This window comes from Erwinia sp. E_sp_B01_1 (assembly GCF_036865545.1).
Taxonomy (GTDB): Bacteria; Pseudomonadota; Gammaproteobacteria; order Enterobacterales; family Enterobacteriaceae; genus Erwinia.
In genome coordinates this window covers 1,869,312-1,885,727 of record NZ_CP142208.1, presented here as the reverse complement: position 1 = coordinate 1,885,727, position 16,416 = coordinate 1,869,312, and the positions used below count along the sequence as shown (strand labels likewise).

Genomic DNA, 16,416 nt, shown 5'->3' with positions numbered 1-16,416 from the left:
TGACCCCACGGAAAGAATTTCAGATTCCTCACCGGGTAACTATCTTATTACTTTGATTCCATTAATTATCAGACTTTAAGAGATAAAAAAGAGGGCCAGTTATTTAAAAAGTGTCTGCCCTTACTCTATTTTTTCTTTCACGGAAGAGGAAATACTTTAAAGTTCTCCCCCCTTAATCGGTCTGATGATAATGATTTTTATTCATCTACTGCTGAATCTGCTGCACATCAGATCACTATTAGCGCTATGGCGTTCATTGATTGTCGTACTGATGAGCACGCCCGTGTGTATTCTCAGAGATGCGTCTATGATCAGGCCTTAAGCTGAACATTTCAGCCTGAATAATTGATCCACTTGATCTCCAGCGGAGGAGTAATAATGAGCCAGTCCTCAGTGACATCAGACGAAATTTTATCCAGTGGCCACGCCTGGAACGGTCAGCCGATAACCCACTTTCCGGACGGAAAGCCAGTATTTACCGTGATGAAAATGGTGATAGAACCGCATTCTGCCCTGCCCTGGCACACCCATCCCGTGCCTAATACGGCTTACATCCTCTCCGGAAGTCTGACCATTGAAGATAAAGCCTCTGGCAAAACACAGACGTTCCGCACCGGTGAAGCATTTAATGAGTCGGTGGATCTGGCGCATCGGGGATATACCACGGATGAACAGGCAGAACTGATTATTTTTTATGCCGGTGTCGATAATGCTGAACTCTCGGTTCCTCTGCCTGGAGAAGAGCCGGAATACTGAGCCCGAATTTATCCGGAATTACTATTGGTGTCTGGATGACATAACCGTCATCCAGACACCGGAATACCCTCAGCTTTGAGCAATCAGGCTAAGGCGAGGTTCTCGCACGGTTTAGCAAATGACGGGTGCGCTGACGCTCTTCTTTGAGCCGTTGAGAATGGGCGGCCAGCAAATCGCCCCGGGTCAAAATCCCCACCAGCCTTTGCGGGTCATCACTGGCAAACACCACTAATCGCCCGATATCGGCATCTACCAGACAATCTGCCGCTTCACGAGCGGAGTGATCCTCCTGTACGGAAATCAGTGGTCTGGTGAGGGTGTCCCCCAGCGTCACTGCCCCCTTCCCTGCCGCCTGCATCAATCCCTTGCGGGTAATGACGCCCACAATATGGTTCTCCTGCCGGAGGGGGAAGCCCTGATGCTGGGAGTCAGGCGATCCGCCCTCGATCCATTTAATGACTTCATCAACCCGCTGCGAGGCATCCAGCACCTGCACATTACGACTACAAATCGACCCTGCCCTGATGTGATCCAGATAATCACTGGCGTAGTCCGAAGGCACACGCACCCCACGACGAGCGATTTTCTCCGTCATGATTGACTGGCGCATCATCAGACCCGACACCAGATAAGCAGCGGCGCAGCCGGCCAGCAAAGGAAGCAGTCCGTGGGGTTGCTGCGTGGTTTCAAAAGCAAAGACCACCGAAGTGAGAAAGGCCCTTGAGGCACCCGCAAATAAAGCCGCCATTCCAACCAGGGCGGCAAGTCGTGGATCCAGACCCAGCTCAGGAAAAGCGCCCGCCAGCTCAATGCCGGTGATACCACCAATGGCCCCCCCTATCATAAACAGCGGGGCAAGGGTGCCACCCGAAGTTCCGCTGCCCAGAGCAACAGACCAGGAGAGAAATTTCATTACGCAGAGCACCACCAGGGTGTTCAGCGCCAGAGTTCCGTTAAGAATTGCCGAGATATTGTCGTAACCCACGCCCAGGGTGGCTGGCTCAAAATAGCCAATAATGCCGATCGCCAGTCCCCCGATGGCGGGCCAGAATGCCCAGTGAATGGGCAGTTTTTCAAACGCGTCTTCAATGCCATAGGTGATTCTGGTGACCCCTACCGAGACCGCGCCCAGTAAGGCTCCCAGCAGCGTGCAGGCGATCACCGCCGCCATACCCGGTACAGCCAGGGCTGACATGGCAAACACCGCTTCGCTGCCCTCCAGAGCAAAGCGCACGCTGGTTGCGGTGACCACAGCCAGCGCCACGGGTATCAAAGTGCGGGCACGTCGTTCAAACAACAGCAGTTCGATAGCCAGTAGCAGGGCTGAGATGGGTGCGGCAAATATAGCGGCCATGCCTGCTGCAGCCCCTGCCGCGAGCAGGGCCTTGCGCTCATTGGCAGTGACGTGGATCACCTGTCCCAGCAACGAACCCAGCGCCCCACCGGTCGCGATAATGGGGCCTTCTGCCCCGAACGGACCGCCAGTGCCTATCACAATGGCTGACGACACCGGTTTTAACCAGGTCATGCGCGGCAGAATACGGCTTTCGTTACGAAGGACCTGTTCCATCGCTTCAGGAATACCATGACCCCGGATCGCTTTAGATCCCCATTTTGCCATCGCCCCCACAATCAGGCCGCCGGTAACCGGCACCAGTATCACCCATAATCCCAATTGATTGGCTGCAGGACTGACAAAATCAGAGGACACCTGACCATAAAAGGCAGCATTGGTGACCAGCCCAATCAGCTTAACCAGCAAGTGCGCAACTAACGCAGAGGCTATCCCCAATAAAATGGCAAGGAAACTGATCCAGAGGATCCGGCGATCCAGGGGCTGCGATCTTTTTGCAATGTTGGCCTGGGTGACCGGGCCTTCAAGAGAGGGTGAAACGGGAATAGCCGAATGGCCGGGTGCTGAGCTTTTAGTCATAGGTAGAGGTGCCTGATGGTTTTTATCGCGTGGGTATGAAGGAGTTTATGGGGCTGACTTACGCGCGGTGATTTGCGTCTGCGCACGCGCCTGACGGCGGGAGGCGTTTTGCAGTGCTTCTGAAAATATTTCCAGCAGATCGCCTTCATCAACATCCACAATTTCATCCCTGGCGGCCAGAGCGGCGCGAAGATCTTCCGGGTCCAGGTTCAGCGGCATCACCGGGCTGCGCCCTGAAGAACCCGCATTTATTTTGACGGAGTGAGGAGGTTGAACGCTATGTGGATAGCGTCTTTTGCAGGCATTGTTGAAGACCAGCGCCACCAGGATCAGCAGCAGGGAGTTTACCAGCACAGGATAAAGCACAAAGCCGTAGCCCAACCCGGTAATGGCCGGGCCACCCAGCACCGCCGTGACAGCCACTGCCCCACTGGGAGGATGGACGCAGCGAAGGGGAAACATCAGGGCAATCGACACTGCCACTGCTATCCCTGCGGCAATCTCACTGTCCGGGATCAGCAGCGCACAGCTAACGCCCACCAGAGAAGCGACCAGGTTTCCGCCGACCACGGACCACGGCTGAGCCAGCGGGCTGCCGGGGATCGCAAAGATCAGCACCGCTGAAGCGCCCATTGGCGCAATCAACCAGGGGATCTGCCCGCCAAAAACGCTGTGGCAAAGCGACTCGGTGATAATCAGGCCCAGAGCAGCGCCTGCGCAGGCAGCGACTCTTTCACGGCGACTGGAAAAAAGAGGATGCGGCCAGAAATGGGCACAACCGCGGACGAACTTACTTAGCAAAGAATGCATCTGAAAACACTGTTCTGAATCAAAATTTGCATCATAATATGATATAAATATCAGGCATGACAACATTCCTGTTTCAATTTATCGCGGATCTGGCCATGAAAAAGAACAAATACGAGGCACTCTCTGAGTTTCGCTATCAGCTGCGAAGGTTCATGCATTTCAGCGAGGAGATAGCAAAATCGGAGGGACTCAGCCCTCTGCAATATCTTCTTCTGTTGCATATCAAAGGGTTTCCGGGACGCGACTGGGCAACGGTGGGTGAGATTGCAGAACGCCTTCAGATTAAACAACATGGCGCTGTGGCGTTACTCACCCGGTGTGAAGCGCTGAACCTGGTTGAGCGGAGAAAAAGTGCAACTGACCGCCGCAGAGTGGAAGTGCATCTGCTGGATGAAGGGAGTCGAAGGCTGGAAAAACTTGCCTCACTGCATGAGGCCGAACTGCGCTCCCTGACTGATGTATTCCAGGTACAGCAAATCACCGCCTATAACGATGAGGCAGACCCCGGTTGCGATAAAGAATGAAATTTTACAGCAGGATGGCGCTCAGCACCCCCTCACTTTCTCAGGGGCTGACGCCATCATTAGCGGGAAATAAGCTATACATAATCATGGCCCTCACTTCACCATCAGAGGATTAAAGATGAACGACCAACTGCTTCATGCCGCAGAACAACTTGGTGAAACGCTCAGCCATGCCCGGTACAAACTCGCTACGGCAGAATCCTGCACTGCCGGGCTGGTGAGCATGTCGCTTGGCGCAGCCAAAGACAGTACCACTTTTTTACCAGCGGTTTTATCACCTATACGGACAGTGCCAAGCACCGGGTTCTTGGGGTGAGCGAAAAGACTTTGCAGATTCATACTGCGGTCAGCGAAGCCGCCGTCAGGGAGATGGCGCGGGGAGCCCTGGAACGTTCAGGAGAAAATGTCAGCCTGGCGGTAAGTGGCTATGCGGGTCCGGATGGCGGAGAAGATGGTACACCAGCAGGGACCATCTGGTTTGCCTGGTGTCTGCCGGGGGATCTTCTGGTCACCAGCGAACGCTTAATAAAGGGAAGCCCGGAAGCTGTGGTCAATGAGGCGGCCCTTTTTGCGCTGACTAACCTTGATCGTCTGTTAAAAATGCGAAGCTAAAGTCCACCTTCCCGGCGGGGAGCATCCAGCGCGCTGTTCAGACTCCCCCGCTCTGCGCTGGCACTCCCCGCCCGAAAAACCTACTATGGCAGCTCTGCTTTTCCCCTCTCCTTCAGGTAACTATATGGATAATTATTACTTCGAACATCTTAAGGGCCGTAAACGCCCGATGAAGCTCAGCCTGTCGGTGAGCCTGATGGTCAGTGCGGTGATTCTGACGGTGCTGCTGGTGGTTCATCTGGTCTATTTCTACCAAATCAGCGATGCCACCCGTGAAAGCGTAAAGGATAAAGCGGTCGCCGTGGCGCGCACGCTGGCGGATTCACCGGATATCCAGCGTGGTCTGCTGTTGCCGCCAGCGAGCAATATTATTCAGCCGGTTGCCAGCGCCGTCGTGCAAAGCAATGACCTGCTGTATGTGGTGGTGACCAATATGCAGGGGATCCGTTTTTCGCACCCCAAAAAAGAGTTTATCGGCGAGCATTTCATTGGTGAAGACCTGCAGCCTGCCCTGAAAAACCAGGAGAACGTTTCGGTTAATAAAGGCAAGCTGGCGACCGCGTTACGCGCGTTTACGCCGGTTTATGATGCGCAAAAACGGCAAATTGGCGTGGTGGTGGTCGGGATCGAAGTCAGTGATATTGACGATGAAATTGCCCGTAGCCGCTGGAATGTGCTCTGGACTGCGCTGTTCGGCCTGCTTGCCGGGGCCATCGGCACCTGGTGCCTGGTTAAAGCCTCCCGTCGGATCCTGTCCGGGCTGGAACCTTATGAAGTCTCGATGCTGTTCGAGCAGCGCCAGGCCATGCTCTATGCCATCAAGGAGGGCGTGGTGGCAGTGGATAATGAAGCGCGGGTCACCCTGATCAATCACGCTGCCCGTAAGCTGTTCCGTGAGACGGGTATGCCGCAGGCGCTGGAAAAGGAAATTATCCAGGCCATTGAAACCTCCGGCCCTTTACTTGCCAGCCTTCGTGCAGTCCTGCTCAGCGGAACGCCCCAGCGGGATGAAGAGATCCACTTCAACGGCCGCATTCTGCTTTGTAATACCAGGCCGGTGATCAGTAAAGGCAGGGTCATCGGTGCCATTTGCAGCTTCAGGGATAAAACAGAAGTGACTCAACTGACGCAGCGACTCAGCGGAATGGCCGATTATGCGGACTCTTTGCGCCAGCAGTCACACGAATTTATGAACAAGCTGCATGTGATTCTTGGCCTGCTGCATATGAAAAGTTACAGCCAGCTCGAAGCCTATATTCTGAAAACGGCCAGTAATTATCAGAGTGAAATCGGCTCACTGCTGAAAAAAATCAGGTCGCCGGTCATTGCCGGTTTCCTGTTAAGTAAGATTAGTCACGCTTCGGATCAGGGCCATCGCCTGACCCTCAGCGAAGAGAGCTTCCTGCCCGACGGCGGGAGTGAACAGCAGGTCTCAGTGCTGATTACCGTGCTTGGCAACCTGATTGAAAATGCGCTGGATGCGCTGGGCCAGCAGCCCGACGGAGAAGTCAACGTGTTGCTACACTATCAGAATGGCTGGCTGAGTTGCGAAGTCAGCGATGACGGGCCGGGTATTCCCCCAGGGCAGATTGAGGCCATCTTTGAGAAAGGGGTGTCGTCCAAGGGTGAACAGCGTGGCGTCGGTTTATTCCTCAGTAAACAGCAAACTCTGAGCCTTGGCGGCGAAATTATTGTAGAGTCCGAGCCTGGGGTTTATACCCAATTCTTAGTACAACTGCCGTGGGATGGAGGAAACATAAGCGCATGCTAAATGTGTTAGTCGTTGATGATGATGCGATGGTGGCCGAACTGAACCGCTGCTACATCGGTCAAATCCCCGGATTTGCCTGCTGTGGCGTTGCGCCGACGCTGAAACAGGCCCGGGAGCTGATACTCAACAATGAAGTGCCCATTGACCTGATCCTGCTCGATATTTATATGCAGCAGGAGAACGGTCTGGATTTGTTGCCGGAAGTGCGTGCGGCAAAGCGCAGCATTGATGTGATTGTTATCTCTTCCGCTGCCGATGCGCAGACAATTCAGCAGTCATTACACTATGGCGTGGTGGATTACCTGATTAAACCCTTCCAGTTCGCCCGGTTTGAAGAGGCGCTGACCGGCTGGCAACGCAAAAAGTCGCTTAAGGATAATCACCCGTTCTATGAGCAGGCCGATGTGGATGCGCTTTTGCACGGAAATCCCCAGGATAATGCGGATGCGCACCGCCTGCCAAAAGGCCTGACCCCGCAGACCCTGCGCACGCTCTGTTTGTGGATTGATGCGCATCACGACAGCGAATTCTCCACTGACGATCTGGCGGCCGCCGTGGCAATCTCCCGCGTCTCCTGCCGCAAGTACCTGATCTGGCTGGCTCAGCGTAAAATCCTCTCTACTAATCTGCATTACGGTTTAACCGGCAGGCCGGTCTATCATTATCGCCTGCAGGCTGAACAGAGCGCCCTGCTCAGAAAATTTTGTGAGTAGCAGGGATTGTTCAGCGGGTACGAAATTGCGGATCCAGCAGCGTAAAACGGAACTGACGCTGTGATGAGCAGATGACCTGCTGGTCCCGGGTAACAAACAGGGCTTCAATTTCGGGGCGGGTAGAGAGATAAGCCAGGCCTTTTTCCACCCCCATGCCATATAACAGCGTGGTGTTGATGTCGCCGTCTATGGAGTCTTCAGAGATGACCGTGACGCTGAGCAATTCGTTTTCCAGCGGATAGCCGGTGTCAGGGTCAAGAATATGGTGATAACACCGCCCCTCCAGTTCAAAATAGCGCTCATAAATGCCCGAGGTTACTACCGATTTGTCGCTGACGTTGATAACCCCAATTAAAGCCTCTGCCGCCGCGAAGGGCTTTTTCAGGCCGATTCCCCACCCTGTTCCGTCTGGCGGGCTGCCCAGAGTCTGAACGTTGCCACCCAGATTGATCAACGCCCCCTGCACGCCTTCCTGACGCAGGAAATCGCGGACCAAATCAGCAATATAGCCTTTAGCGATGGCACCCAGATCTATCTCCATCCCGCTTTTTTGCAGGAACACGGAACGGCTCCGGGGATCGAGGATAACGAGCTGAGGATTGAGTAAAGGCCGCAGGGCCTGGAGTTCAGCGGCCGGGGGGATGCTGTTGCCCTGAAAGCCAATTTTCCAGCGCTTCACCAGCGGGCCAATGGTGAAGTTAAACAGGCTACCCGGCTGCAAACTCACCGCCAGGGCCTGCGCAATCAGGTCAAACACGGGCTGACTGACCACCACCGGGCCATCGCCAGCGGCATGATTCACCGACATCACCTCAGAGTGCGCGCGGTTAACCGTCAGCAAAATCTCCTGCTGTTTAATCAGCCTGAACACCCTGCCCGCAAGCGCTTCATTGTGTTCAAACAGTTTGAGCAGGATGGGCGAACCCATTAACACAGCGGAGTAGGTATAAACGCGTTCTTCATCCGACATGAGGGTCACCCTGCTGTAGCTGGTTAGTGGAAGGGTTTGATAAAAGGGAGCCGGGACACGCGCCCCCCTTTTTCACCGGTCAGTGCCTGGCAAGCGCCGCCGCATTACGCCCTGCCACAATGCCGAAGATAATGATATCCGCCACGGCATTTCCGCCGATACGGTTAGCCCCGTGGATGCCGCCTACCACTTCCCCGGCCGCCCAGGCACCTTTAATCACCTGTTTCTGGCTGTCCAGCACCGCTGTATCGGTGTTGATCGTAACGCCGCCCATGGTGTGGTGCACGCCCGGTGCAACGCGGATGGCATAAAACGGCCCCTGATTCAGCGGGTGACGCAGCGCTGTTTTACGCCCGAAGTCTTCATCCTCCTGCTTATCAACAAAGAGGTTATAACGCTCAAGCGTCGCCAGCAGGGCATGCATATCCATATTCAGCTTCACCGCCAGTTCCTGCGGGGAAGGAGAACTGACCACAAAGCCTTTGGCGATATATTCATCCGCCGCTTTGTTATTGAGGCGAACCTGTTCATCAAATATCACCCAGGCACTCTTCTCTGGTAGCGCAATGATCTCTGCAGACACTTTGTCACGGGTCTCCATCTCGTTGAAGAAGCGATGACCAGCCTGGCTGACCAGTATGGCACCGCCGCCACGAATGGCTTCCGAAATCAGATAGGAGGTTGTCTGTTCCACAGTCGGGTGAATCTGGATTTCGCCCATGTCTACAGTATTGGCACCAATCTGCTGCAGTATAGCGATACCACTGCCTGTCGCCCCTTTGTGGTTGGTAGTGACGAAGCCATCCAGTTCGGGACGATACTTCACGACCATCTCGCGGTTGGCGCTGAACCCCCCGGTGGCGACAATCACGCTTTTCGCATTCAGGATCCGGCTGTCGTTGTACTCATCGACCACTTTCACCCCGGTCACCGCGCCATTCTCAAAGAGAATTTCCGATACGGACGTTTCCAGCAACACCTCGATTTCACGCTTGTTGATGTTTTTTACCAGGCCACTGATCAGGAAGCCGCCTACCGCAGAGCGATCTGCCGGGCGGTGGGTACGGTCGATGCTCATGCCGCCGGTGATGGTGATGTCGTTGAGTTCAATCCCTTTTGCCGCCAGCCACTCTATCGCTTCCGGAGCAAGCTCAACAAACTCTCTCAGCAATACCGGGTTGTTTTTATATTTTCCACCTTTCAGGGTCTCTTCGTAGAAGAGATCTTTACTGTCTTCGATGCCTTTAAGCCGCTGGAAACGGGTCTCCGCCGCGTTCATCCCCACAGAGGCCTTGATCGTGTTGCCTCCGATGGTGGGCATTTTTTCGATGATCACCACGCGGGCACCTTCATCATGCGCCTGAATAGCCGCAGCCAGCCCCGCGCCCCCGCTGCCCACCACGACCACGTCGTAGTTTTGCGGCGCCTGCGGATTGCCGCCTTCTTCAATAACCTGCTCTTTGCTGGACGTTGCCAGCGCACGCGAAACCGCTTTTTTCAGCGCCTCACTCTGGGTGGTGGCCCCGGTTATCGCATCCACATGGGGGCTGTTTGCCACCAGAATGCGGGTGCGCAGGCTCTCAAAGGTGGTGGTGAAGTCGACGTCGAGTGTCTCATCCGGCACCAGCAGGATGTCAGTGATACGGTCGGTGTCGAGCGTGACATTGATTTTCAGCTTCAGCGCTTCAGCTTCCACTTTTTCCTGATACACCCCGGCTTTATATTTCCGGCCGGTAGCGCTCATATCGCGGATCATGGCGTCGACCAGCGAGAAGCGCCACAGCGGTTCCGGAATATTCAGCTCTTCACGGCGGTTGCTGTCGATATACAACTCAAGGCGCTCGTTATTGATAATGCGATCGGCCCAGTCCGGGTAGGCGATACAGGCTTTGCCTACTGCCACCAGGTCAAAACCCTGTTCCAGCGCGCGCTCGGCATCTTCCTTATTCAGCACGCCGCCCACGCCAATCACCGGCACTTTAGCCAGGGTGGCAGAGCGCAGGGCACAGAATTTTTTAATCAGCGGCGTGGGATCCTGGGTATCGACTATAGAAGGACGCAGCAGTTGACCCACCGAGAAATGCACATAGTCCAGCCCACGGGCTGCGAGCTTTTCCAGCAGGTACATAGTGTCGTCAAAGCGGATCCCGGGGACTTCAATCTCTTCCGGCGAGAAGCGGTAACCGATAATAAAGGCCGGATCGCCAAAGCGCTCTGCCATTTTATGGGTGATTTCCAGCACTTCCAGGGCGAACTGCGCGCGCTTGTCGCGGCTGCCGCCCCATTTATCGTCGCGCTGGTTGGAGTTGGGAGAGTAGAACTGCTGGATCAGATAGGTATTTGCGCCGTGAATTTCCACACCATCAAAACCGGCTTTAATGGCGCGATTAACCGCATCGCCGAATTTGGTGATCATCACCTCAACTTCTTCGCCGGTTAAAGCCTGCGGGGTGGTCGCACCTTCACGGGGCGCGGCGATTGCACTGGGTGCCACCGGGGTTTTGCCCCCAATTAGCTCAGGTTCCACCATCCTGCCGCCGTGATAAATTTGCAGGATCGCCTTGGAGCCTTTGGATTTGATGGCGTTAGCAATTTTGGTCAGACCGGGAATTTTATTGTCGCTGTCGATGCCGATGGCACCGGGAAAGGCCGGGCCTTTGGTGTCGATAAAGCAGCATTCGACGATGACGGTGCCAATACTGCCCGCGCGGTCACGGTAATACTCCACCAGCTCGCTGGTCACTGTGCCGTCGTAAAACCCGGTACAGGTAGTCATGGGAGCCATCAACAGGCGATTCTTCAAAACAGCGCCGTTTGGCAGGGTGAGAGGATTAAGAATCGGGGTGAGCGTATTCATGATGATCAACTCCAAAATTTAAAAGTCTGAATTCTGTCGCGGACCCTGGCCAGTGGTTTAATAAAGTGGTCCGATGTCATACCTTTAATATAACTATTTCTTTGCTTTTATAATCGATAAATTTAGTTATTAAACTTTTAAATAAACCGGGATTATTTATTCCCTGACACGCTTTGCAACAGCATCCTTAATTGTTAATCAATAGTTACCAAAAATCAACCTTTGCTTAACCTGTGATTTTTATTGAGGATATTCATAAACCTATGAACGAATGCTGGACTTTCTGGAAATTGAATCTACAGTCAAAAGAACTGTCAACTGTCGCGATGAAAACATTGGCAGTTACAGGGTAAATAAATATAAGAAAATAAATGATACGCCTGTTTCTTTTGATGTAGATCAAAATTTAAAATTTCGGCCAGTCGCATTATATTTTTTATGAATTAATAATGTGGTTAAATAATATTCTCAAAGAGAAATAACCTTATTTAAGACGTCAGGGTTGAACAGCTAAAAATTAATCAAGAAAGTAAAAAAAGCTATCAGAACAACCGGGGCATCAAGCCAGATTCTCATCAACTTGCAGACAAATACTATGAAACAGACAACGATGATAAGTGAACCCGGAAAAGCTGTACCCGCAGCCCCTTCCGGTCAAAAGAAACGCCTGATCATGCTGTTCCTCCCGGTTGTGGTGACGGTGCTGTTGCTGCTGACGCCGGTTCCGGAAGGTCTTGAGCCTTACGCCTGGCACTTTTTTGCCGTCTTTGTCGGCGTGATTGTCGGACTGATCTTTGAGCCTTTACCAGGCGCGGTGATCGGCCTGACGGGGGTAGTGGTGATTGCCCTGTGCAGCCAGTGGTTGCTGTTCAGCCCGGCAGAACTGGCTAACCCTAAATTCAAAATGGCCTCTGAGTCCTTTAAATGGGCGGTGAGCGGCTTCGGTAACTCCACCGTCTGGCTGATTTTCGGTGCCTTTATGTTCGCCGCCGGCTATGACAAAACCCAGTTCGGTCGCCGCCTGGCGCTGATTCTGGTGAAATATCTGGGGCGGCGCAGCCTGACGCTGGGCTACGCCATTACCTTTGCCGACCTGCTGCTGGCGCCCTTTACCCCCTCTAACACGGCACGCAGCGGAGGCACCATCTATCCGATTATCGCCAACCTGCCGCCGCTGTATGGCTCCAAACCCAATGACCCCAGCGCGCGTAAGATTGGCTCTTACCTGATGTGGGTAGCGATTACCGCAGCCTGTATCACCAGCTCCATGTTCCTCTCCGCCCTGGCCCCTAACCTGCTCGCTCTGGCGCTGGTTAAAAGCATCATCGGGTTTGAGATCTCCTGGGGCACCTGGTTCCTGGCTTTTCTGCCGCTGGGCCTGCTGTTAATACTGACCATGCCTTTACTCGCCTACTGGTTTTACCCGCCGGAAGTCAAAATCAATGACGAAGTGCCGCGCTGGGCTAAGAGCGAGCTGGAAAAACTCGGTAAGCTCTCACGTAATGAGATCCTGCTGCTGGTGTTCGTTGTCAGTGCCCTGCTGATGTGGATTTTCGCCACCGCCTGGATTGAACCCGCTATGGCTGCCCTGCTGGTTGTGGTGCTGATGCTGTGGACAGGGGTACTGACCTGGAACGACATCACCAGCAACAAACCGGCCTGGAATACCTTCGCCTGGTTTGCCACCCTGGTGGCGCTGGCGGATGGTCTGGCCCGCGTTGGCTTTATCGCCTGGCTGGGAAAAGAGGGGGGACAACTGCTTACCGGGATCGATCCTCAGGTCGCTGCCGTTATGCTGCTGGTTGCCTTCTTCCTGCTGCACTATCTGTTTGCCAGCACCACCGCGCACACCACAGCACTGCTTCCGGCGATGCTGACTATCGCCGCAGCTATACCGGGCATCAATATGCCGGTTTACTGCCTGCTGATGGTCACCTCACTGGGCCTGATGGGCATTATCACCCCTTACGGTACTGGCCCAAGCCCGATTTATTACGGCAGTGGCTACCTGCCCACCAAAGATTACTGGCGACTGGGTACCATCTTTGGCGCCATCTTCCTCGCCGGACTGACAATGATTGGCTACCCGTGGATGGTGATGATGTTCTGACGGGTCTCCGCATTTATCACGCAGAAGCATGCAGTTAGCTCAGCGGTGTTGTACCATTCCCCCACCTGCTCACCTGCCTCCACGGCAGGTGAGCAGGATAACAAGATAAAATGTCGCCAGTGATGTTGACCATGCCCGCTTATGGACAGTGGCAACAGGTCATTAAGTGAGAAAAAAATGTCGAACAAACCTTTCTATTATCAGAACCCCTTTCCTCTTACCCACGAGGATACCGAATACTATTTGTTAACTTCTGACTACGTTTCCGTGACCGAATTTCAAGGTCAGGAAATGCTGAAAGTGGATCCCCAGGCGCTGACGTTGCTGGCTCAACAGGCCTTCCACGACGCCTCGTTTATGCTGCGCCCGGCGCATCAGCAACAGGTTGCTGCGGTACTGGCCGATCCGGAAGCCAGCGAAAACGACCGCTATGTCGCCTTACAGTTTTTAAGAAACTCCGAAATTGCCGCCAAAGGCGTGCTGCCAACCTGCCAGGATACCGGCACCGCCATCATCAGCGGTAAGAAAGGTCAGCGAGTCTGGACCGGCGGCGGGGATGAAGCCGCCCTGTCACAGGGTGTTTACAACACTTATATCCAGGATAACCTGCGCTATTCCCAGACCGTTGCGCTGGATATGTATAAAGAGGTGAATACCGGCACCAACCTGCCAGCACAGATTGACCTCTACAGCGTGGATGGCGACGAGTACAAATTCCTCTGCATCGCCAAAGGTGGCGGTTCGGCCAACAAGACTTACCTTTATCAGGAAACCAAAGCGCTGCTCAGCCCCGCTAAGCTGAAGGACTACCTGATCGGTAAAATGCTGACTTTGGGAACGGCAGCCTGTCCGCCTTACCATATCGCCTTCGTGATCGGGGGAACCTCCGCCGAAAGCACCCTGAAGACCGTCAAGCTGGCCTCCACGCACTATTACGATGGTCTGCCCACTGAAGGCAACGAACATGGTCAGGCGTTCCGCGATATTCAGCTCGAAGAGGAACTGCTGGTCGCGGCTCAGCAGCTCGGTCTGGGAGCACAGTTTGGCGGGAAATATTTTGCCCATGATATTCGCGTGATCCGCCTGCCACGTCATGGCGCATCCTGCCCTGTCGGCATGGGCGTGTCCTGCTCTGCCGACCGCAATATCAAAGCGAAAATCAACCGTGAAGGCATCTGGATTGAGAAGCTGGAAGACAATCCGGGCAAATATATTCCTGCCGGACTGCGTCAGCAGGGCGAAGGTGAAGTGTTGCACATCGATCTGAACCGGCCGATGAAAGAGATTCTGGATCAGCTTTCACAGCATCCGGTTTCTACCCGTCTGTCGCTAAGCGGAACGATTATCGTGGCACGCGACATCGCTCATGCGAAGCTGAAAGAGCGTCTGGATAAGGGTGAAGGCCTGCCGCAGTACATCAAGGATCACCCGGTTTATTATGCCGGCCCGGCCAAAACACCTGAAGGGCATGCTTCCGGCTCGCTGGGCCCCACCACCGCAGGACGCATGGATTCCTATGTGGATCAGCTGCAGGAGGCGGGTGGCAGCCTGATTATGCTGGCGAAGGGTAACCGCAGCCAGCAGGTGACCGATGCCTGTCACAAACATGGCGGCTTCTATCTGGGCAGCATTGGTGGCCCGGCTGCCGTGCTGGCACAGCAGAGCATCAAGAGCCTGGAGTGTGTGGAGTACCCGGAACTGGGTATGGAAGCGATCTGGAAAATCGAAGTCGAGAACTTCCCGGCCTTTATTCTGGTCGATGATAAAGGCAACGATTTCTTCCAGAAAATCCATCAGGATCAGTGCGCGAAGTGCGTGAAGTAAGGGTGTAAAACCGGCTGAACAATGCCACGCACGGATGCCGCTGATAACTCAGGCGGCATCCGATAAAAAATCCCGGCCTGGTGCCGGGATTTTTTTAGCTTAAATCAGCGCCGTTGCTGGCTATCACTTTCTTGTACCAGTAAAACGACTGCTTTCTGGTACGTGCCAGCGTCCCTTTCCCACTGTCATTCCGGTCAACGTAGACAAAGCCATACCGCTTGCTCATTTCGCCGGTGGAAGCCGAGACAAGATCGATACAGCCCCACGAGGTGTACCCCATCACCGGGATACCATCGGCAATGGCTTCACCCATCGCCCTGATATGCTCGCGCAGATAACTGATGCGATAATCATCCACGATCTCGCCCTGCCCGTTGATTTCATCCCTGGCTCCCAGCCCGTTTTCCACCAGGAACAGCGGCTTCTGATAGCGGTCATACATCATATTCATGGTGATGCGCAGGCCCAGCGGATCGATGCCCCAACCCCATTCACTGAGCTGGATATGCGGGTTTTTCAGCGACTTCACCACGTTGGCGGCGCTGCTGTTGTTCTCGTTCATCTCCGCCGAGGCACAGCGTGAGGCGTAATAGCTGAAGGAGACGAAATCGACCGTATTTTTCAGGATTTCAGCGTCACCCTCTTCCATGGCGATGGTGATGCCTTTTTCAGCGAACAGCCGCCGGGTATAGGAAGGATAAGCGCCGCGTGCCTGCACATCGATAAAGAACAGGTTCTCGCGGTCTTTTTCCAGCGCAGCCCAGACATCCTCCGGCTTGCAGGTTCTCGGATAGAAATTCCCGCCCGCCAGCATGCACCCGACCTGGTTGTCAGGATTGACCTCATGAGCACTTTTCGTCGCCAGGGCGCTGGCCAGCAACTCGTGGTGGGCCGCCTGGTATTTCACCTGAGCCTGATCTTCGCCCTCTTCAAACACCAGCCCGGCACCAGAAAAAGGACTGTGCAGCAGGATGTTGATCTCATTAAAGGTCAGCCAGTATTTCACCAGTCCGTCAAAAGCTTCAAAACAGGTCCGGGCATAACGCGTGAAAAACTCCACCATTTTGCGATTACGCCAGGAGCCATACTCCCTGACCAGATGCATCGGCACATCGAAGTGGCACAGCGTGACCAGCGGTTCAATGTTGTGCTTTTTGCACTCTCTGAACACCTCCTGATAAAAGGCAATGCCTTCCGCATTCGGCGTCAGCTCATCACCCTGCGGATAAATCCGGCTCCAGGCTATCGAGGTTCTGAATACGGTAAAACCCATCTCCGCCATTAAGGCGATGTCTTCTTTGTAGCGATGGTAGAAGTCGATCGCCTGATGGCTGGGATAAAATTCATCCTCCCGCAGCTCAAAGCGCTTCTCCAACCCTACTTTTACCGCCAGACGCTGCGCGCCATGAGGGATCACGTCTACCGTCGTGAGCCCCTTCCCTCCTTCAAAACTGGCACCTTCGGCCTGGTTAGCGGCTAAGGCACCGCCCCATAAAAAACCGTCGGGAAATGGAGTTGCCATTACAAACCTCTTTA

11 protein-coding genes and 1 pseudogene are annotated in these 16,416 nt (G+C 54.2%); 7 read left to right on the top strand and 5 right to left on the bottom strand.

Features of this window, described 5'->3' with window-relative positions:
* Positions 1-378 precede the first annotated feature (378 nt).
* Complete coding sequence (locus tag VRC33_RS09140; RefSeq protein WP_338563029.1) at positions 379-756, top strand: cupin domain-containing protein; 378 nt, start codon at positions 379-381, stop codon at positions 754-756.
* An 88-nt stretch (positions 757-844) separates the two neighbouring features.
* On the opposite strand, the gene VRC33_RS09135 is transcribed toward VRC33_RS09140, so the two are convergent.
* Together VRC33_RS09135 and VRC33_RS09130 are read right to left on the bottom strand one after the other, a co-directional pair.
* The gene (locus tag VRC33_RS09135; protein ID WP_338576975.1) at positions 845-2,689 is read right to left on the bottom strand and encodes a chloride channel protein; all 1,845 of its coding nucleotides are present in this window, start codon (positions 2,687-2,689) and stop codon (positions 845-847) included.
* A gap of 45 nt (positions 2,690-2,734) precedes the next feature.
* Positions 2,735-3,499, bottom strand: a complete 765-nt coding sequence (locus VRC33_RS09130; protein WP_338563026.1) for an HPP family protein — start codon at positions 3,497-3,499, stop codon at positions 2,735-2,737.
* Between the two features lie 95 nt (positions 3,500-3,594).
* Between VRC33_RS09130 and VRC33_RS09125 the strand changes: the two genes are divergently transcribed.
* From VRC33_RS09125 to dcuR, 4 genes and pseudogenes are all read left to right on the top strand, one after another.
* Entirely contained in the window at positions 3,595-4,023 is a 429-nt protein-coding gene (locus tag VRC33_RS09125) for a MarR family winged helix-turn-helix transcriptional regulator (RefSeq protein WP_338563023.1), read from the top strand.
* Positions 4,024-4,141: 118 nt separating this feature from the next.
* Positions 4,142-4,635 (top strand): annotated as a pseudogene (locus tag VRC33_RS09120) (CinA family protein).
* Positions 4,636-4,759: 124 nt separating this feature from the next.
* Complete coding sequence (locus VRC33_RS09115; RefSeq protein WP_338567709.1) at positions 4,760-6,406, top strand: sensor histidine kinase; 1,647 nt, start codon at positions 4,760-4,762, stop codon at positions 6,404-6,406.
* Entirely contained in the window at positions 6,400-7,119 is a 720-nt protein-coding gene (gene dcuR / locus VRC33_RS09110) for a two-component system response regulator DcuR (RefSeq protein ID WP_338563017.1), read from the top strand. The genes VRC33_RS09115 and dcuR overlap by 7 nt, the downstream gene beginning before the upstream one ends.
* A gap of 10 nt (positions 7,120-7,129) precedes the next feature.
* On the opposite strand, the gene VRC33_RS09105 is transcribed toward dcuR, so the two are convergent.
* Entirely contained in the window at positions 7,130-8,089 is a 960-nt protein-coding gene (locus VRC33_RS09105) for an FAD:protein FMN transferase (protein ID WP_338563014.1), read from the bottom strand.
* Between the two features lie 79 nt (positions 8,090-8,168).
* Positions 8,169-10,946 carry a flavocytochrome c gene (locus VRC33_RS09100; protein ID WP_338563012.1) on the bottom strand — a complete coding sequence of 926 codons (2,778 nt, stop codon included), beginning with the start codon at positions 10,944-10,946 and terminating at the stop codon, positions 8,169-8,171.
* A gap of 595 nt (positions 10,947-11,541) precedes the next feature.
* On the opposite strand from VRC33_RS09100, the gene VRC33_RS09095 reads away from it, so the two are divergent.
* Together VRC33_RS09095 and fumA are read left to right on the top strand one after the other, a co-directional pair.
* Positions 11,542-13,056, top strand: a complete 1,515-nt coding sequence (locus VRC33_RS09095) for a DASS family sodium-coupled anion symporter (protein WP_338563010.1) — start codon at positions 11,542-11,544, stop codon at positions 13,054-13,056.
* Between the two features lie 177 nt (positions 13,057-13,233).
* Positions 13,234-14,880, top strand: coding sequence for a class I fumarate hydratase FumA (fumA, locus tag VRC33_RS09090; protein WP_338563008.1), 1,647 nt, complete (start codon positions 13,234-13,236; stop codon positions 14,878-14,880).
* A gap of 94 nt (positions 14,881-14,974) precedes the next feature.
* On the opposite strand, the gene VRC33_RS09085 is transcribed toward fumA, so the two are convergent.
* Positions 14,975-16,402, bottom strand: a complete 1,428-nt coding sequence (locus VRC33_RS09085; protein ID WP_338563006.1) for a 6-phospho-beta-glucosidase — start codon at positions 16,400-16,402, stop codon at positions 14,975-14,977.
* Positions 16,403-16,416: the final 14 nt, after the last annotated feature.